The sequence below is a fragment of the Eggerthella sinensis genome (assembly GCF_003339815.1).
GTDB classification, from domain to species: domain Bacteria; phylum Actinomycetota; class Coriobacteriia; order Coriobacteriales; family Eggerthellaceae; genus Eggerthella; species Eggerthella sinensis.
In genome coordinates this window covers 1-18,097 of the sequence record NZ_PPTT01000012.1, presented here as the reverse complement: position 1 = coordinate 18,097, position 18,097 = coordinate 1, and the positions used below count along the sequence as shown (strand labels likewise).

20 protein-coding genes are annotated in these 18,097 nt (G+C 64.8%); 3 read left to right on the top strand and 17 right to left on the bottom strand.

Annotated elements, in window-relative coordinates; genetic code table 11:
* Positions 1-1,503, top strand: coding sequence for a helix-turn-helix transcriptional regulator (locus C1876_RS17500; protein WP_148707940.1), 1,503 nt, complete (start codon positions 1-3; stop codon positions 1,501-1,503).
* Positions 1,504-1,580: 77 nt separating this feature from the next.
* On the opposite strand, the gene C1876_RS08080 is transcribed toward C1876_RS17500, so the two are convergent.
* From C1876_RS08080 to C1876_RS08065, 4 genes are all read right to left on the bottom strand, one after another.
* Positions 1,581-2,477 carry a DUF5996 family protein gene (locus tag C1876_RS08080; RefSeq protein WP_114546218.1) on the bottom strand — a complete coding sequence of 299 codons (897 nt, stop codon included), beginning with the start codon at positions 2,475-2,477 and terminating at the stop codon, positions 1,581-1,583.
* A 113-nt stretch (positions 2,478-2,590) separates the two neighbouring features.
* The gene (locus C1876_RS08075) at positions 2,591-2,968 is read right to left on the bottom strand and encodes a DUF1048 domain-containing protein (RefSeq protein ID WP_114546217.1); all 378 of its coding nucleotides are present in this window, start codon (positions 2,966-2,968) and stop codon (positions 2,591-2,593) included.
* A 1-nt stretch (position 2,969) separates the two neighbouring features.
* Complete coding sequence (locus tag C1876_RS08070; RefSeq protein WP_114546216.1) at positions 2,970-3,290, bottom strand: PadR family transcriptional regulator; 321 nt, start codon at positions 3,288-3,290, stop codon at positions 2,970-2,972.
* A 143-nt stretch (positions 3,291-3,433) separates the two neighbouring features.
* On the bottom strand, positions 3,434-4,177 hold the full coding sequence (locus C1876_RS08065; RefSeq protein ID WP_114546215.1) for a hypothetical protein: 744 nt from the start codon (positions 4,175-4,177) through the stop codon (positions 3,434-3,436).
* A gap of 219 nt (positions 4,178-4,396) precedes the next feature.
* On the opposite strand from C1876_RS08065, the gene C1876_RS08060 reads away from it, so the two are divergent.
* The gene (locus C1876_RS08060) at positions 4,397-5,011 is read left to right on the top strand and encodes an acetate uptake transporter (protein WP_114546214.1); all 615 of its coding nucleotides are present in this window, start codon (positions 4,397-4,399) and stop codon (positions 5,009-5,011) included.
* 136 nt (positions 5,012-5,147) lie between these two features.
* On the opposite strand, the gene C1876_RS08055 is transcribed toward C1876_RS08060, so the two are convergent.
* The 6 genes from C1876_RS08055 to C1876_RS08030 all read right to left on the bottom strand — a co-directional run bounded on the left by C1876_RS08055 (position 5,148) and on the right by C1876_RS08030 (position 9,414).
* Entirely contained in the window at positions 5,148-5,633 is a 486-nt protein-coding gene (locus C1876_RS08055; protein WP_244910082.1) for a hypothetical protein, read from the bottom strand.
* Positions 5,634-5,793: 160 nt separating this feature from the next.
* Positions 5,794-6,201, bottom strand: a complete 408-nt coding sequence (locus C1876_RS08050; protein WP_114546213.1) for a MerR family transcriptional regulator — start codon at positions 6,199-6,201, stop codon at positions 5,794-5,796.
* Between the two features lie 55 nt (positions 6,202-6,256).
* Positions 6,257-6,703: a dUTP diphosphatase gene (gene dut / locus C1876_RS08045; protein WP_114546212.1), complete on the bottom strand. Its 447-nt coding sequence runs from the start codon at positions 6,701-6,703 to the stop codon at positions 6,257-6,259.
* Position 6,704: 1 nt separating this feature from the next.
* Positions 6,705-7,151: a transcriptional regulator NrdR gene (gene nrdR, locus C1876_RS08040; protein WP_114546211.1), complete on the bottom strand. Its 447-nt coding sequence runs from the start codon at positions 7,149-7,151 to the stop codon at positions 6,705-6,707.
* An 87-nt stretch (positions 7,152-7,238) separates the two neighbouring features.
* Entirely contained in the window at positions 7,239-8,753 is a 1,515-nt protein-coding gene (locus C1876_RS08035) for an ATP-binding cassette domain-containing protein (RefSeq protein ID WP_114546210.1), read from the bottom strand.
* A 388-nt stretch (positions 8,754-9,141) separates the two neighbouring features.
* Positions 9,142-9,414 (bottom strand): hypothetical protein, encoded by a 273-nt coding sequence (locus C1876_RS08030; protein WP_114546209.1) that lies wholly within the window; start codon positions 9,412-9,414, stop codon positions 9,142-9,144.
* A gap of 125 nt (positions 9,415-9,539) precedes the next feature.
* Here C1876_RS08030 and lexA point away from each other — a divergent pair, with 125 nt between their 5' ends.
* Positions 9,540-10,178, top strand: a complete 639-nt coding sequence (lexA, locus tag C1876_RS08025; protein ID WP_114546208.1) for a transcriptional repressor LexA — start codon at positions 9,540-9,542, stop codon at positions 10,176-10,178.
* A 110-nt stretch (positions 10,179-10,288) separates the two neighbouring features.
* On the opposite strand, the gene hflX is transcribed toward lexA, so the two are convergent.
* The 7 genes from hflX to C1876_RS07990 form a co-directional block, all read right to left on the bottom strand.
* Positions 10,289-11,599, bottom strand: a complete 1,311-nt coding sequence (gene hflX / locus C1876_RS08020; RefSeq protein ID WP_114546207.1) for a GTPase HflX — start codon at positions 11,597-11,599, stop codon at positions 10,289-10,291.
* Positions 11,600-11,759: 160 nt separating this feature from the next.
* Entirely contained in the window at positions 11,760-12,761 is a 1,002-nt protein-coding gene (gene miaA / locus C1876_RS08015) for a tRNA (adenosine(37)-N6)-dimethylallyltransferase MiaA (protein WP_114546206.1), read from the bottom strand.
* Positions 12,742-14,121 (bottom strand): tRNA (N6-isopentenyl adenosine(37)-C2)-methylthiotransferase MiaB, encoded by a 1,380-nt coding sequence (gene miaB / locus C1876_RS08010; RefSeq protein ID WP_114546205.1) that lies wholly within the window; start codon positions 14,119-14,121, stop codon positions 12,742-12,744. Before miaB ends, miaA begins: the two co-directional genes overlap by 20 nt.
* An 8-nt stretch (positions 14,122-14,129) precedes the next feature.
* Entirely contained in the window at positions 14,130-14,480 is a 351-nt protein-coding gene (locus tag C1876_RS08005) for a stage V sporulation protein S (protein ID WP_114546204.1), read from the bottom strand.
* 155 nt (positions 14,481-14,635) lie between these two features.
* On the bottom strand, positions 14,636-15,634 hold the full coding sequence (locus tag C1876_RS08000) for an ATP-binding protein (RefSeq protein ID WP_244910081.1): 999 nt from the start codon (positions 15,632-15,634) through the stop codon (positions 14,636-14,638).
* Between the two features lie 106 nt (positions 15,635-15,740).
* Complete coding sequence (gene rny, locus C1876_RS07995) at positions 15,741-17,273, bottom strand: ribonuclease Y (protein ID WP_114546202.1); 1,533 nt, start codon at positions 17,271-17,273, stop codon at positions 15,741-15,743.
* 271 nt (positions 17,274-17,544) lie between these two features.
* Positions 17,545-18,075 (bottom strand): regulatory protein RecX, encoded by a 531-nt coding sequence (locus C1876_RS07990; protein ID WP_425320750.1) that lies wholly within the window; start codon positions 18,073-18,075, stop codon positions 17,545-17,547.
* Positions 18,076-18,097: the final 22 nt, after the last annotated feature.

Sequence of the window (18,097 nt, the reverse complement as noted above, 5' to 3'; positions counted from 1 at the left end):
ATGAACGAATCGACCGCATTCCTGCTCGCACGTTGGCGACGCACCGGCACCGTCACCCTCGGGTTCGCGTGCCTGTACGTCGTTGCCATCGTGTTCTTCTACAGCGATTGGCTCACCGAGCTGCCCGAAGCCGACGCGCTCGTCTACCTTGCCCTGCTCAACGGCGCGCTCTGCCTCGGCGGCGGCCTCACCTGGGTTGTGGCGCGGAAGGGGAGGGTGCGCCGTCGGGCGATGACGGTGGCGGGGACGCTCTGCTACGCCGTGGCGCTCGCCTGCCTCGCGGCGGCGCTGGCCTCGCGGGCGCCGGCCCTCAGCTACACGGCCGCGATTCCCGCAGGCCTCGGCGCAGGCGTGCTCATTCCGCTGTGGTTCGATCGGGCGAGCCGGTTGACGGGGGAGCGCTACGCCTACGCGCTCGGGTTCGCCTCGCTTCTCAGCGCGCCGGTGGTGCTCGCGCTCGACTTCGTCGATTCGCGCGCGCTCGTGGCCGCATGCGGCGCGTTCGTGCTGGTGTCGGCGGCGCTGCTGCTGAAGCGCGAGGAGGGCGGGGAAGGCGGGCAGGACGCGCCCGCGCCGCAGGACGGGGAGGGGAGCGGGCCCGGGCGCGTAGGCGCGCAGCCTGAGACGGCGCTCGCGGACGACGAGACGGCGCGCCCCTTCGCGAAGCTCGCGGCGCCGCTCGCGTACGTGTTTCTGCTGTCCCTCGTCTACGGCGTGCTCGACGTGGTGGCCATGGCGAACCCGGCCAGCTCGGCCGATGTTCCCGGCTTCGCATCGGTTGCCGCCGGCATCGTGGCCGACGTCGGCTTCCTGCTGTACGTGCGCTTCGACGGGCGGCGCTACACCACCATGTTGAACGCCGTGCTGGCCGTCGTGGCCACGGGATTGCTGTTCCTGCCGTTCCTCTCGGGCCTGTACAGCGTGGTGCTCGTCGTGCTCACGCACATGGGCTGGGAGATCGCCCTGCTCATCTCGTACACGCTCGCCATCAAGCTGTTCCGCGGCAACCGCGACAGGCTGCTGGGGGTTGCTGCGCTCGTGTTCGCCTTTCCGCGACCGGGCGTGGTGCTCGGATCGGTGGCCGCATCGTTCGTCGCCGTGGACAGCCGGTTCGCGTTCGCGCAGATGACCATCGTGTCCTTCGCGCTGCTCTACCTCATCATGATGGGCATCTGGCTGCTCCGGACCCGCGAGAAGCGCGCGGCCGAACACGCCATCCGAAAGCGCGATGACCTCATCAAGCGCTACGTGCGCGCCCGTAACGACCTGCAGGACCTCGCCTGCGACGAGCTGGCGAACGAGCACGGCCTGACGAAACGCGAAACCGAGATCCTCAAGCTGCTCGCGTCGGGTCGCGATGCGGCGTACATCGAGAAGACGCTATTCCTGTCGCGCAACACGGTGAAGAGCTACACGAAGACGCTCTACGCCAAGCTCGGCGTGCACTCGAAGCAGGACGTCATCGACCTCGTGAAAGACAGCCTGCCGCTGGAACCCCTCTGACGAACACGCACCCCCTTAGAGTTACTCTAAGGGGGTGCGTTCGGGTGGATGGTTTGCTTCTTCTCGAGGGGAGGGGGCTAGGCGTTGAGCAGCGGCTCGGTGAACCATTCGCGCTGCTCCCACTGCTGACGTCGCATGAGCGTGGCGAACGTCGTGCTGCAGAAACGCTCGACCACCTCCTGCGGGTCGTCGTAGCGCAGCGCGTCTTCAAGGCGGAGGAAGTACTCCGCGTTCGCCGCGTCGTAGTAGGCTTCGGCAACGCCCGTGTCCTCAGCCGACCCCGATTCGGGGAAGGGGTAGGCCAGCACGAAGAACGCCGGCTCGTTCGCGTTCGCGTCGCCCGGCCAGAACCCGCACTCCACGAACTGCTCGTCGAAGGCCACGCGCTCCACCATGGACGCGCTTTGCTCGAAGGGGCAGGGCTTGCCCGAGAACAGCACGGTGGTCAGGTCGAACGTGCCCCAGAACAGCGACGGCGGTATCTTCTTGCCGCGAAACGGCGCCGAGAACGCGCTGAGGGCGCCCCGGGCGAACAGGAATTGGCGGAAGGACCGCTGGGCGGCCTTCTCGTCGAACTCGTGCGCGCTCGTCTGCTGATCGAAGGGGACTTCGGTGTACATTTCCTGGGGCACGGGATTGATCTGGACGGGATGCCCGATGTTCTCGAGCATCGCCATGAAGCGGCTGTACAGCTCGCTCACCGAGGCCCGTCCCCGGATGGGGAAGCGGGCGCGATCGCCCGCCGTGGTTTCGGCGCGCATCTCCGCATCGGCGATGCTCAGCCGCACCTCGAAGCCGTCGGCTCCCGCGGGGATGAGCCCCGTGGTGAATCCGTCGGCGTCCGCGTCGAGGACGACCTGCTTCCACTCGGGTTGCGGGGCCATCGATTCCAGTTTCACTTTGCCCATCATCTGCACCAGCATATGCTCGGTATTGCAGGTGTCGCGCCAATCTTCATACGTCAGTATGCTCATATAATCACCTCCGCTTCATCGTAGCGGTGCAGGGCGCCCTGAAACGACGCGAGCCCCTGTTCGTCAGGGGCTCGTTGGGAAACGGATGACGGCGTGACGAGGAATTCCGTGCGCTATTCGCAGCCGTCTGCAGGGGCTTTGGAGCCCAGCTTCTTCTTGAAGTCGCGGTTGAGGTCCTCGCGCCACTTCGCGGTGTACGTGCTCGCGTTGGCCAGCAGCTCGTCGCAGAACGCGGCCACGTCCTCGCCGGTGATATCGTACACGTTCTTGCCCTCGGCAGCGCCCTCTTCGAACAGCTCGAGCAGATCGGCTTGCAGCGCCACCATGTCCAGGCCGCCGCCCGAAGCGAACTTCCACATGTAGTGCTGGATCTTGTTGTAGGCGAAACGGTAGTCCTCCGGCAGCGCGTCGACGCGCGCCATCATGCGCCGGTACTCGCGCTTGTCCTCGAGGATTTGCTTGGGGTTGATATAGTGAGACAGGTTTCCCATGTCAGACCTCCTTCAATTCGTTGATTTTGGACGAGACGAACTCCCATCTCGTCCAGAAGCGCGCGAGTTCGGCGCGACCCGCGTCGTTGAGCGTGTAGAACTTGCGCGGCGGGCCGAGCGGAGACGGCTTCTTCTCGATATCCACGAGCTTGCTCTTCTCGAGCCGCACGAGAATGGTGTACACCGTGCCCTCCACCACGTCGGCGAAGCCGAGGTCGTTCAGACGGCGCGTGATCTCGTAGCCGTACGTTTCCTCGCGGCTGATGATTTCCAGCACGCAGCCTTCCAGCACGCCCTTGAGCATCTCCGTCAAATGCTCCAACCCGATCACCTCCCAGCTATTCAGTATGACTATCTACCGCTACATAGTAACGCACAGTAGCCAGTGGAGTCAACCTATGAGTGCGCCCCCACGATTTCTGCACGAAGCGGCTTTCATGGAGGAAACTGGGGGTTAGAGTAACTCTAATGTTGCATGGTGCGGCGCTTCCGCCGAGGGCGAGAGCGAACGGGGGACGGCGTCCGTGCCCCCTCGACGAGAAGGCACGATAAATCGTCGACGAAGAGCCGGAGTTGAGAGACGGGCAGCCCGCCGAAGCAGTCGGCGGCGATCCATATGCCATGAATCAAGAGCAGGATGATAGCGGACGCGAAGATAGCAACGCCTGCCAGCATGCCCGCAATTTCCGGCATAAGGTTGTACTCAAGCCCCGTGACAAGGAAGTTGAACACGCATACCAACGCCGCAAGCACCACCACCTCCAACGCCCCGTGAACGATCGTCTCATGTCGATGCTCCTTGCGCTCAAGAAGCCGTATGGCTTCGTCCCGCACGATGCGCACCTGCTTGCAATTTGCAAGCCCGAGCTTCCCCAAAGCGCGGCGCACGTCTTCAACGAGCTCCACGTTCACCTCCATCCTCCATTCAGGAATGCGCCGATCGCGCAACACGAGAACACGATCCGTGATAGCGGTGATCGCGAGGAAAACTGCGAAGAAAATTCCATACGCGGGCAGTAACGTCGAATCGGACAAAGCGATGAAGCTGAACAGGATAATCCCAGCATCGGATAAAATAAACAAAGCGAATACGAATCGCTCTGCCTTATTCGTATGATCCCATGCATCGCGCACCTTGTCGGCGAAAGGTTCTTTCTTCGACCATTTCTTCCTAGCTTTTGCCCACTCTGCATAATAAGGCTCGATCACCAGCGCACATTCCTTATGAATGCATTCGCCCTCCGGTATATATGACTAGTTTACTCCTCAACTCAAGGTATCACAGAGAACACAACGCGGGCCATCACCGATAAAACGGGTACGTTCGGTGGGGGAATGCGGCTCGACGCGATTGCGTGTTCGAAACCCGGTATCATTGTTCAAAATTTAGTAATTTAGTAGGAATTACGACGAAAAGGAGCGTGCGAGATGGGGGAGATGAAGATGGAACAGCGGGACGCGTGGGCCGATCCGAGCGCGTTGGGGCTGTTCGGCCTCGCAATCGTCACGCTCGTCGCATGTTCTCAGAAGTTCGGCCTCACCGAAGGGACGGCCGCCGTCATGGGCTGGGCCGTCTTTCTCGGCGGATGCGCGCAGCTCGTCGCCGGCATCATCGATCTCAGGAAAAACAACGCGTTCGGCGGCACGGCGTTCATCTCGTACGGGTTCTTCTGGCTCGCAATGGCCTTCGGGTGGGCGACAACGAACGGCCTGTTCGGGCAATACGCCGCTGAGACGTTCGATTCGGGTCAGACCGGCGTGGCCTTCGTCGCGTACCTGATTCTCACGGCGTTCATGACGATTGGAGCGTTGCGCACGACGAAGGTGCTGTTCCTCATCTTCCTGGCCATCGACTTCCTGTTCATCGGGCTCGCGCTAAGCACGCTCGGCATCGCGCCTGAAGCGACGCACGCGCTTGCGGCGGTCAGCGAGCTCGTCATCTCGCTCCTCAGCTTCTACGGCGCAGGTGCGAACATCCTCAACAACCACTTCAACGAACAATTTCTCCCGCTTGGTAAGCCCTTCTGGTCAAAACAAGCCTAGCAAGGGCAGAAAACGGGCATATATGGATTCTTTTTGTTAAGTTTACATAAGACATATTATCAATAAAACAAGGAGATACGAGAGAGGCCCGGTGCAAGCGCTGCGGGGCTTGCACCGGGCCTCGTAGGTGCGGGGTTTATCCCCAGGTGGAATTGGGGCCTACGGCGCCGGTGCCGGCGTCGGTCATAAGGCCTGTGTAGTCGCCGCTTGCAACCATATCCATAACCACCGGCAACATCAGGTAAAACGCTATGGCGTTCAGGACAAATGCTACGCCGCACACCGCCATGCCCACGATGGCCGATCGCTTGAGACGCGATGCGACCGCTGCGACGTTCGTCTGCCGCGCGGCAAGCGCCACGAGCTTACGGAACGCGACGATGCCGCAGACGAGACCCACGGCGCTCAGCAACACGCCGCCGATGAACAGCGACACCGGACCGGCGACGCTCGATATCATGACCAACGTCTGCGACGTCTTCAACCCGCGCAGGTCGTTCGTGTTCGGTTGCAACGCGACCGGTTGGCCGGTCGGAGGCTTCGGCGAGGATGAATCCTCGCCGCGGGGCTCGTTTTCGGGCGCCGGAGGCGGCTCGGGAGGTCTCTGTTCGTTGTTCGTCATGTATCTTCCTTATATCGGGCAAATTTGGCATGTCTGACCTGGGGTTTTATAAACGAGGCTCTGAGAGCCGTTCTAAGGCCCTATCTTGCCTTCGGACGAGTCCTAGGTCATGGAAATCGCACCGTTTCTGGCGAATCTGGCACGTACTATACCATGAAGGTCATTCGGCACCCGAATCCGTCGACAATTCCACACCTGCGGCATGGAGTCGCTTCAAACTTTCGTCAAGTTCCGCACGCTGATACTCGAGCACCGTCTCCTGAGCCCGCACGATGGACAAACGCTCTTCGCGCGTTTTCGCACCGCGCTTCTGCAGCTTGACGTAATACTGGATGCCCTCGATGGACAAGCCGCTTTTGCGCAGCGCGTCGACGAAGTACAGCTGCGCGACGTCGGCTTCGGCAAACGACCGAACGCCGCGATGATCGCGGGCCAGCTCCGGGAAGAATCCGCACTTGTCGTAGTAGCGGATCGTGAATGCGGAAATGCCCGTCATGTCGGCGACGTCGCTGATGCCGTAGCACGGCAGCGTCCGACTCGCCTGAGCGCCGTGCTCGCTTCCGTCCATCAGCATCCCCTTCCCGTCACTTAGAGTTACTCTAAGTCTAGCCGCACCGCACGATTTACAGGCTCACGCCGCTGCTGCCGAACCCGCCCGCGCCGCGCGACGTCTCGGGCAGATCCTCGCACACGTCGAACGACGCGTCCGGCACGCGCATGATGACGAGCTGCGCGATGCGGTCTCCCCGCCTGATCTCGAACGGCGTCTTGGGATCGAGGTTGACCATGATGGCCTGGATCTCTCCTCGGTAGTTGCTGTCGATGAGGCCCGGTGCGTTCACGAGCGACACGCCATGCTTGATGGCGAGCCCGCTGCGCGGCAGGACGAAGCCGGCGTAGCCGCGCGGAATGGCCACGGCGATGCCGCACGGCACGAGCTTGCGCTCGAACGGCTGAAGCACGTCGTCGCAGGTGGCACGAAGGTCGACGCCCGCATCGCCCTCATAGGCGTACGCGGGAACGGGCAGCTCGGGATCGAGCTGCTGCAAAGGTACCGATACGTGTTCCATGCTAGCGCAATCCCTCCAATGCGGCGGCGAACTCCTCGACGTTCTGGAAGTCCTTGTACACGCTGGCGAACCGCACGTACGCGACGTCGTCGAGCTTGGCGAGGCGCACGAGCACCATGTCGCCGAGGTCTTTCGAGCTGATCTCGTTGCGCGAGGCGTTGCGCAACTCGGTCTCGATGCTGTCGATGAGCAAGGCGATCTGCTCGGGCGCTATAGGCCGCTTCGCGCAGGCGCTGAGCAAGCCGCGCATGAGCTTTTGACGATCGTAGGCCTCCGAGGAGCCGTCGGTTTTGATGATGATGAGCGGGTTGTCTCCCAGGCGCTCATACGTGGTGAATCGACGCCCGCATTCGAGGCATTCGCGTCGACGGCGGATGGCCGTGCCGTCTTCGGAGGGCCTTGAATCGACCACCTTCGATTCCGGATTACCGCAAGAAGGACAACGCATACAAGCTCCTTTACCGATTTTGGTTCAGCCTAGCATACTACATATAGTGGTTCAATCGTCATGGACGATTCGCGCAAAAAACCTGCACTACAGCGCGACGCGCACGTGCGTATCGCCGGGCATCGTTCCTCCTTCTCCCTGGTCAACCTCGAAGAACCATCGGGTATGCACAAGGGCGTCGAGGAAGGTGTCGTCGTGGGAGACCAGCATGAGCGCGCAGGCACAATCGGCCAGCACGTCCTGCAAGGCCTCGACCGAGCGGATGTCGAGGTGGTTCGTCGGCTCGTCCATGACGATAAGGTGCGGCGAGGAAAGCAGGCTCCGTGCGATCAGGAGCTTGCGCACCTCTCCGGGGCTGAGATCGTTGCCGTCGAGCACGCGTGCGGGCGGCGATTCGAGCCGCGCCACGATGGAGAGCATCCGCCCGCGCTCGGCCGACGAGAGCGCATGCACCTCGTCCAGCAGCGCGCGCACCTCGGCGTCGCTCACCTCCTGCGGCAGGTACGACACCCCCTCCGTCAGCGTCACCTGGTCGAGCACGTGTCCGAGCAGCGTTGATTTCCCCGCGCCGTTCTTGCCGATGAGGCCGATGCGGTCGGCGTTGCCCAGGTACAGCTCGGGATGGTGCAGCCGACGCTGTTCCCCGAGCGGCAGGATGCCCGCCGGAACGCGTGCGAGCACCTTGCGCGGCGCGGGCTCGGCGTCGAGCTCGAGCGAGCTGCGACGGACCTTCTTGGCCTCGAGGCTTGCCACGTGCTTCTCCGCCGCCTCGATCTTCTTGCCCATCTGCGATGAGAGCCTTCCCGCCTTGCCGTCCTGCCCCGAGACGACGGCGAGGCCGATTTTCGCCCGCCCGTCGCGGTCGCGCTTGTCGAGATGCCGCGCCGAACGCCGCGCGTCGGCCCGCGCGGCAACGCCCTCGCGCCGGACGCTTTCAGCCTTGATGCGCGACAGCTCGGCGCGCGCCTGCTGACGTTCGGTACGCACCGTTTCCTGCCGCAGGTCAAGCTCGCGCTTTGCCTGCGTGTAACCGCCCGGAATGGCAACGGCCCTGCCCGCGTCCATGAACACGCACGAGCTGACGAGCGCGTCGAGCAGCGTGCGATCATGCGACACGAGCAAGCCGATTCCCTTGAACGAGGCGAGGGCCCGCATGATGAGCGCCCGCGCCTCGGCATCGAGGTGGTTCGTCGGCTCGTCGAGCGCGAGCACCTGCGGTTCCGCCGCGAGCGCGCATGCGATCTGGATGCGCTTGCGTTCGCCGTGCGACAGCGTGCCGTAGCGCCACAGCCATTCGTCGTCGATGTCGAGAAGGGTGCGCAGCTTCATGGCCGTCGACGTGTAGTCGCAGGCGAACTCCTCGAGCGATGCCGGAGGCTCGGCGGTCGACTGCTCGCATATCGCGCCGCGCAGCTGCGGGGACACCGTTCCCCGTTCGGGAGCGAGCGTGCCGCACACCAGCTCTACGAGCGTGCTTTTGCCGGCCCCGTTCGCGCCGACGATGCCCGTCCAGCCCGGAGCGAACGTGAGCGAGACGTCGTCGAGCGCCGAAGCGTCGGCGCCTTCGTAGGTATGGGAAAGATGATGGGTGGTAACGAACATGGCAACCTCCGTCTGAGAGGCGCACGGGTGGCTCGGGTCGCGTTCAACGACGCTGAAGCAGCGAGCATAGGGACTATGCGATGGCTGATGAGGGACGTGCGAACGATAACGAAAGCGCACCCGGTGCGGTTGGTCGAATACTGCAAGGGGCGACGTGCGGGCTTTCGTTACAGCTTCATGTTCCTTGTCTCCTTCAAGAGGCGCTCGGCCATGCCATGGGTGGCGAGCGCAGACGGTATCGCTCGGCCGAGTCTACCACGCGGTGCGCGCGGTGTAAACCCCGAAACGGACGCGCCTCCGGGGTGGCGGAGGCGCTACGCAGCCACAGAAACGCAGCATCTGTGGGTTATGGAACGGCCGCAACGGGCCGAGGGTGCTACGAGACGGCTTACAGGCCGAGGACGACGCCGACGAACGCGAGCGCCGCGAACGCGCAGCCCCCGAGAGCCGCCTGCCAGCGCTGCATGCGGCCGAACGACAGCCCCTGCACGGTGCCGTTGCGCAGGCCCGCCGCGATGCGCGACTCGACGCGCGGCGCGGCCGATGCGCCCTGCACCTCGGGAAATGCGATGATGCGCGCATGCCGAGCAGGCGCCGCACCATAGTGCGGCTGCAGGGCCGACGATCCCTCGATGGGGTACTTCGTATCAAAATTCTTCATTTTGTGCCCTCCTGCTCTTGCGTAGAACCTTTGTTCGCGTATATAATAGGTCGAACAAAGGTTCATGTCAATAGAAATTTCATACATTTGTTCGATACGTACCGAGGGCGACGAAAGGACGATCCATGGCCGAGAAAGTGACGAAGCGCCAGCAAGCGGTGCTCGACTGCATCGAGGAATGCATTCGAGAGAAGGGGTACGGCCCGACCGTGCGCGAGGTCTGCCAAAGCCTGGGCCTCTCCTCCCCCTCCACCGTGCACGTGCACTTGAAGGCGCTCGAGGAAAAGGGCCTCATCAAGCGCGACCCTCTCAAGTCGCGCTCCATCGCGCTCACCTATCCGCTTGAGGACGCCGTCCTCGCCACCAACGTGGTCACGCCCAGCTTCAGCAACATCGTGAGCGTCCCCCTCGTGGGCAACGTGGCGGCCGGCTCGCCTATTCTCGCCGAGGAGAACATCACCGACACCCTGTCGCTTCCCACCGAGATCGTGGGCGACGCCCCGTCGTTCCTGCTGTCGGTACGCGGCGAGAGCATGATCGAAGCGGGCATCAACGACGGCGACTACGTCGTGGTCAAGGAACAGCCCGTCGCGAACAACGGCGACATCGTCGTGGCCATCATCGACGACGGCGCCACCGTGAAGCGCTTCTACAAGGAACGCGACCACATCCGCCTGCAGCCGGAGAACTCCACCATGGAGCCCATCATCACCACCGACTGCGCGATCGCCGGCAAGGTGGTCGCGGTCTTCCGCCGCCTGTAGCATCGCGCGGCACCCGTCGCACCCGCTGAACGCGAACGCCCCGCTGCTCTCTCGAGCAGCGGGGCGTTTCTCATGGTCGAGCGATCGAGCAGGTAAGCCTTAGAGTTACTCTAAGCAAGCGCGAACGGGCGGAACAGGCCCGCATACGAAGGCGCCGCCAGCATGATGATATGCGTGCCCGCCTCCTCGTGCGTTTCGGACAGGATGTGGCAGCGCTCGTGTGCGACGGACACGAGATCGCCGCGGTTGTACGGGATCAGCACGTCGAGATGCTCGTCCTGCGCCGACGCGACGCGGGCGATGTGGTCGATGAGCTCGGCTATGCCCTCCCCTGTCGCCGCCGACACGAACTGCGCCTGCGGATGGCGTGCCTTGAGGGCGTCCAGATGCTCGTCGTCGAGCAGGTCGCACTTGTTGAACACGAGCACCCGCAGCAAATCCTGGGCTTCGATCTGCCCGAGCACGTCCTCGACGGCGGCGATCTGCGCTTCGTACTCGTCCGACGACGCATCCACCACGTGAAGCACCACATCGGCGCCCGTGATCTCGTCGAGGGTGGACTTGAACGCCTCGATGAGCGTGGTGGGCAGTTTCTGAATGAAGCCGACCGTGTCGGTGATGGTGATCTCGCGGCCCTCGGGCAGCTCGAACTTGCGCGTGGTGGAGTCCAACGTGGCGAACAGCTTGTCGTAGGCCAGCACGTCGGCACTCGTCAGGCGGTTGAGCAGGCTCGACTTGCCCGCGTTCGTGTACCCGGCCAACGCCACCTTGAACATGCCGCTCTCGTAGCGGCTCTCGCGTTGCACGGCGCGCACGTCGGACAGATGCTTGAGCTCGCGCTTGATGGACGTGATGCGCTTGCGCACCATACGGCGGTCCACCTCGAGCTGGCTCTCGCCTTCGCCGAAGCGCGATCCCACGCCGCCGCCCATGCGGTTGGATGCAAGGTGCGCCCACATGCCGCGCAGACGCGGCAGCAGGTACTGGTTTTGGGCGAGCCGCACCTGCAGGCGGCCCTCCTTGCTCGTGGCGTGCAGGGCGAAGATGTCGAGGATGAGGGCCGTGCGGTCGATGACCTTCACGTCGCGCCCGACGACCTTTTCAAGGTTCGCCTGCTGCGAGGGGGTCAGCTCGTCGTCGAACACGACGAGGTCGGCCGCATGGGCGCGCGCCAGCTCGGCCACCTCCTCGGCCTTGCCGGTGCCCACGAACGTGCGCGGGTTCGGCGCGTCGAGCTTCTGCGTGGTGGAGGCCACCACGTCGGCTCCCGCCGTGTCCACCAGGCGCTCGAGCTCGGCGAGCGAGGAGGCGAGCGGCCAGGTGGTGCCCGGGCGATCCACGCCCACGAGCACCGCGCGCTCGCGGCGCTCTTCGATGACGGGGGTCATGCCCCGCGTGATAACAGATTCGAATTCCGTCATGGAGTCAACCTTTCAATGCATGGAAACGCATGCCGACAAGACGGCATGCAAAGACAGTCGGAGGGGCGCTCGGGCCCGCTAGATCACAAAACGCGCTGTCTGCATGATGGTGCTCCGTTCTCGAACGATCGAAAGAAACGCACGTGGTGCGTGCAGATCATCATAGCATATCGGGTGCGCCGTCTGGAAACCGCCCGGAAACGTTGTCGCGCAGCACCGTGCGCGCCTGCGCGAGCAGCGCAGGCGTATCTGCCTCGTCCGCCTGCAGCCATATGATGCGCGCGTCCTTGCGAAACCACGTCCGCTGGCGCTTCGCGTAACGCCGCGTGGCCAGCTTGATCTGCTCGACGGCCTCTTCCAGGGAGATGCGGCCGTCGAGCGCCGCCACGATCTCCTTGTACCCGATGGCCTGCGGTGCGGTGACGCCCTCGCGAAACCCGCGCTCGAGCAGCCCCTTCACCTCGTCCACGAGGCCCGCTTCGACCATGGCGTCCACCCGCGCGTCAATGCGGGCCCGCAGCACGGCGGGGTCCACCTCCATGCCGAGGAACACCGCGGGCACGAGCTGCGGAATTCGGGCGAGCTTGGCGCGCTGCTCCGCGTACGTCGCGCCCTCCTCCAAAAGCTCGAAGGCCCGCACGACGCGCTTGACGTCGGCCGGCGGGATGAGGGCGGCGCTTTCCGCATCGCGTGCGCGCAGCAGCTCCCACAGCGCCTCGGCGCCCTGCTCGCGCGCCACCGCAAGGTAGCGCTCGCGCACGGGATTGCCCACCTGTTCCCCACCGGGAAACTCGTAGGCGTCGATGGCCGCGCGCACGTAGAAGCCGGTGCCGCCGGCCATCACGATGCGCTTGCCGCGCTCGTCGATGTCGCGGAAGCGGGAGCGCGCGTAGTCTTGGAAGAGGGCCGCCGAGAACGGCTCGCCCGGATCGACGAGGTCGAACCCGTGATGCGGCACGAGACGCTCGCACGCGGGCAGCTTGCCGGTGCCGATGTCCATGCCCCGGTAGATCTGCATGGAATCGGCGCTCAACACCTCCCCGTCGAGTTCGAGCGCGAGCGCTTGCGCGAGGTCGGTTTTGCCGGAAGCGGTCGGTCCGACGACGCAGATCACCGGATTCGACAGCGGAAAGGAGCCCTGATCAGCGTCCGTCGGCCGCATCGCGCCCGTCCACCACTTCGCCGGCGAGATACCAGGTTTTCGCCTCGTCCACGCGCACGCGCACGATGCTGCCCGCAAGGTCCTGCGCCTGCACGCCGGCCGGGGCCGGAGCGTGCACGGTCTGGTTCTTCGGGCTCTTGCCCGCCAAAAGCGTCGTATCGCGCTTGGAAGCGCCTTCCACGAGCACGTCGATCGTGGCGCCGAGGTCGCGCTGGTTCGCTTCGAACGCGCGCTCCTGAACGAGGTCCACAAGGCGGTCGAAGCGCTGCTGGATCACCTCGCGCGGCGTGTCGTCGTCCATGGTGGCGGCCGGCGTGCCCTCGCGCTTCGAGTAGATGAACGTGAACACCTGATGGTAACCCACCTCGCCTACGAGGCGGTACGTGTCCTCGAAATCCTTGGCGGTCTCGCCCGGGAAGCCCACGATGATGTCGGTGGACAGGGCGATGTCGGGCACCGCGTCACGCAGCTTGGCGATGAGGCCGCGGTAATGGTCGCGCGTGTAGCGACGGTTCATGGCGGCGAGCACGGCATCCGAACCCGACTGCACGGGCAAATGGAGCGCCGGCATGAGCGAGCGCAGCGTGGCGAACTTGCCGACGACCTCGTCGTTGAGGTCCTTCGGGTGGCTCGTGGCGAACCGCAGCCGCTCGATGCCCGTCTGATCGAGGGCGTCGAGCACGGCCGCGAACCGCGGCGAACCGTACAGGTCGCGTCCGTAGGAGTTCACGTTCTGCCCGAGCAGCGTGATCTCCTTCACGCCGGACGCCACGTAGCGCTCGGCTTCGGCCACGATGTCCTCGAGCGGCCGCGACTTCTCGCGCCCGCGGACGTACGGCACGATGCAGTACGAGCAGAAGTTGTTGCAGCCGATGGTGATGGGCAGCCATGCCGCCCATTCGTGCTCGCGCGCCGTGGGCAGCTCCGTGGGGAACGACGTTGCCGCGTCGAGCACCTCGACCTGATGGCCGCCCTCGGCGAGCGCCGCCTCGAGCAGGCGCGGCAGCGAGCCCAGGTTGTGGGTGCCGAACACCACGTCGAGGTGGGGCAGCTCGTCGGTGAGCTTCTCGCCGTCGCGCTGGCCGATGCAGCCGCCCACGGCGACGACGCGCTTCGAGAGCGGCGTGCCCGCGCGCAGCGGGATGTTCTTGAGGGAAGCCACCTGGCCGTAGAGGCGCGTGTCCGCCGCTTCGCGCACGCAGCAGGTCATGAACGCCACGATGTCGGCTTCTTCGATGGTTTCAACGGGAAGCGCGCCCAGGCCTTCGAGCATGCCGGCGATGCGCTCGGAATCGTGCTTGTTCATTTGGCATCCGAACGTGCGGATGCAGAACGTCAAGTTCGTGAATGGTGTATGCATAGTCCGTTTCAGTGGGTCTCGGGAGCGGTACGGTGAGGGTCGTCGCCGAGGGGCTGCGCGACGCCGCGCGTGTAGCGCGGGTCCACCGTGAAGCGAATGGCCGTGCGGTACTCGCCGTCGATGACGATGTCGGCGAAGGAGGGAACGCAGGCGATCTCGATGCCGATGGGAGAAAGGAATCCGCGGGAGATAGCGATGGCCTTCACCGCCTGGTTCACCGCACCGGCGCCCACCGCCTGAATTTCGACGCTGACGCCGTCCTTCACCATGCCGGCGATGGCGCCGGCAACCGATGCCGGTGACGACTTCGACGATACCTTCAAGCAGCCAACGTCTGGCTTATGTTCGGAAGTGGACATGCCTATCCTTTGTCGTGGGTAGTCCGTATGATATGCGATGTATGCTGCGTTAGGATTCCGTTGTGCGTGAGATAGGTATTTCTTGTGCTCTTGCTATTCTAACCATTCATGGTATGGTGCGCAACCTGCGGCTATGTCGTTGTCGAGCTTGCCGCTCATCGCAGCTTTTCTATGGGTATGACGATGCGCACACCGTCCTTGCCCACCCGCACCTCCGGCTTCACCTCGGACTCGAGGTAGTAGTCGCGCGCAAGGTCCGAGAACGCCCGCGCCACGCGCCGCGAGAAGGCGTCGAGGTCGTCGGGGGCGATCTTGAGCCCGCGCGCATCCCCCATCGCCGCCTTCGCCTTCGCCGAACGCGCCGGCGCGCGCGACTCGTCGTCGCCTTCGATGCGCACGCGGTTGATGAGCGGTTCGACCGGGGCGATCTCGCCGTCCATGATGCGGCGCGCCGAGCGCTCCGAGATGAGCAGGCCGAGCTCCTCCGCTTCGTCGGCGAGGCCCGCCGGATCGACGGCGATGGACAGCCGCTTGGCCACGGGCAGCTCGGAGGCGTCGGTGCAGAACGCCCGCACGGCCGACGTGAGGGACGAGAGGCCGAACGCGTACAGCGTGGCGGCGATGTCGGTGGCCGAGCCGAGGTACACCGTGCAGTCGTGACGGCATTCGATTGAGAACTCGCAGGCCGTGCGCAGGATGTTCTTCGGGCCCCGCACGGCGATGCTGCCGGACTCGGTGCGTTCGAACACGGGGAAGCTCGATTGATCGGTCTTCTCGGCCAGACGATCGAGGTCGGTCTCCACCACGAGCGAGGCACCCTTGCCGGCTTCCGACGCCGCGACGCACGCCGATTCCGCGTTGACCGCGATGGAGTACAGCGCCATGCCGCGGCCGTGCACGCCCCACTTGTCCATGTGCACGCTGTCGAGCTTGGACGTGACGCGCGGCTCGAAGATGCGCTCGTGCATGGAAGCGGGCACGCCGTCGCCGTCGTCCACCATGACGAGGCGGCGGCGTTGCCCCTCGCGCGAGACGGCCAGGAAGATGCTCTTCGCGTGCGCGTCGCGCGCGTTGCGCAGCATCTCGATGACGATATCCTCGGTGGAGCGGATGTCGTGCGCCGCCTGCCGGCGCTCGGCCTCGGCGCTCCTCAAACGGACGAAGCCATCCCCGAGGTCTGCTTCGACCCGGAGATGGCTCGTACCGCATACGTCCTCTATGAACGCTTCAAGCGCTTCGTCGGACACAGCCGCCTACGCTCTATTTCGCGACGCCGACCGCGCGGCTCTCGCGGATGACCACGACCTTCACCTGGCCGGGGTACTGCATTTCGTTCTCGATGCGCTGCGCGATGTCGTGGGCGAGCACCGTGGTGGCGGCTTCGTCCACCGTCTCGGGCTCCACCATCACGCGCACCTCGCGCCCGGCTTGGATGGCGTACGTGCGCTCCACGCCCTTGTAGGAGCTCGCGATTTCCTCGAGCTTCTCAAGGCGCTTCACGTAGGCGTCGAGCGTCTCCTTGCGGGCGCCGGGACGCGCCGCGGACACGGCGTCGGCCGCCTGCACGAGCACGGCCAGCACGCTCGAAGGCTCCACGTCGTTGTGGTGCGCCTCGATGGCGTGGACGATCTCGGCGCGCTCGCCGAAACGGCGGGCCAGGTCGGCGCCGATGACGGCATGGCTGCCCTCGACTTCATGGTCGACGGCCTTGCCCAGGTCGTGCAGCAGGCCCGCGCGCTTGGCCGGGATGGGGTCGAGCCCCAGCTCCGACGCCATGACGCCGGACAGGTAGGCCACCTCGAGCGAGTGGTTCAGCACGTTCTGGCCGTACGAGGTACGGTAGCGCAGACGGCCGAGCGTGCGCACGAGCTCGGGGTGCAGGTCGTGGATGCCGGTGTCGAACGTGGCCTGCTCGCCCGCTTCCTGGACGCGCTGGTTCACGAACGCCTCGGCCTTGCCGAACATCTCCTCGATGCGCGCGGGATGGATGCGGCCGTCGGCCACGAGGTTCTCCATCGTCACGCGGCCGATTTCGCGGCGTACCGGATCGAAGCACGAGATGGTGACGCACTCCGGGGTGTCGTCGATGATGAGGTTCGTGCCCGTCAGCTGCTCGAAGGAGCGGATGTTGCGCCCCTCGCGGCCGATGATGCGGCCCTTGAGGTCGTCCGACGGGATGTGGATGGCCGACACGGTGGTCTCGGCCGAGTGATCCGCCGCCACGCGCTGGATGGCGAGGCTGAGGATCGAGCGGGCCTTCTTGTCGGCCTCGGCCTTCGCGCGGGCCTCGGCATCGCGGATGATGGCCGCCGACTCGTGCGTGACCTCGTCCTTGAGCGTGTCGAGCAGCTCCGCCTTAGCTTCGTCCGGCGTCATGCCGGCCGCGCGCTCGAGGCGATAGCTGACTTCCTGGGCAGCGTCTTCGAGATCGCGTTCGCGACGCTCGAGCTGACCCTGCATGGACGAGATCTGATGTTCGCGCGCATCGAGCGATTCGACGCGGCGGTCGAGCGATTCCTCGCGCTGCGAGAGGCGGTTCTCCGCGGAACGCACTTCGCGCAGGCGCTCCTTGCTCTCGGCCTGTGCTTCCTGCTTCAGCCTGAGGGCTTCGTCCTTCGCTTCGATGATGGCCTCGCGGCGCAGCGTTTCGGCTTGTCGTTTCGCATCGGTCACCACAGATTCGGCTTCTTGCGCCGCACGTTTCGTGGACGCATTGACCAGGTACCGCGTGACGACGAAGCCGAGGGCGATGCCGACGACTGCTCCGATGATGAGCCAGATGAACTCGGGCATACGCTCCCCCTTTCGTTTCAGTTTCCAATAGAGCGTTCGGTTCAATACAAAGGCATAAAAAATCCCGGATAACCGGGCATGAGCGAACGCACGCGATACGGGTGGCATCGTATGAATTTGTCTATAAGAAGTACCCTCATCAGGTACGATCACTCAAGCTACACCATATGATAAAGGTTGTGCCTGATTTGTAAAAGCCCTGACAAGAAATATTCTGAAATAGCGGGGCGGAAAACCCCTGCGCGGCGGCGAATACGCCGCCGCAGAGAGCTTATTCGGGGTTGGATTCGCACCACAGGCGGGCGGCCGTCGAGGACACCGACGCGCTGAAGCCCTTGCCCGCGAGGCGGCGGTACGCGGCATCGCGCCGGTTCTTCGCGCGCGGCGGCTTGCGATCGAGCAGCGCGAGGGCGCGGTCGACCTCCCCGGCGTCGTCGCCGTCGCCCGCGGCGAGCGCTTCCACGCCGTCGGCGTCGATGCCGAGCGCCTCGAGCTCTGCGGCGATGCCGCGCCGTCCGCGTCCCTGCGCAAGGCGGCTGCGGACGAGCACGTCGGCGAAGCGGCTGTCGTCGACGAGGCCGCAGGCGAGCGCGCGGGCAACGGCCGCCTCGACGGCGTCGGGATCGAAGCCGTCGCGCGCAAGACGCTGGCGCAGCTGCTCGCTGGCCTGCTCGCGCACGAGACACAGGCGCTCGATCTTGCGGAAGGCGGCGGCGGGGTCGGCGTGGGGGTCTTGGGGGTCGGCCTCGGAGATTCCACCGGGGAGCTCGCTGGATGCGGCGCGGGGACCGAAGTCGACCAGCAGGTCGTCGGGCGCCTCATGG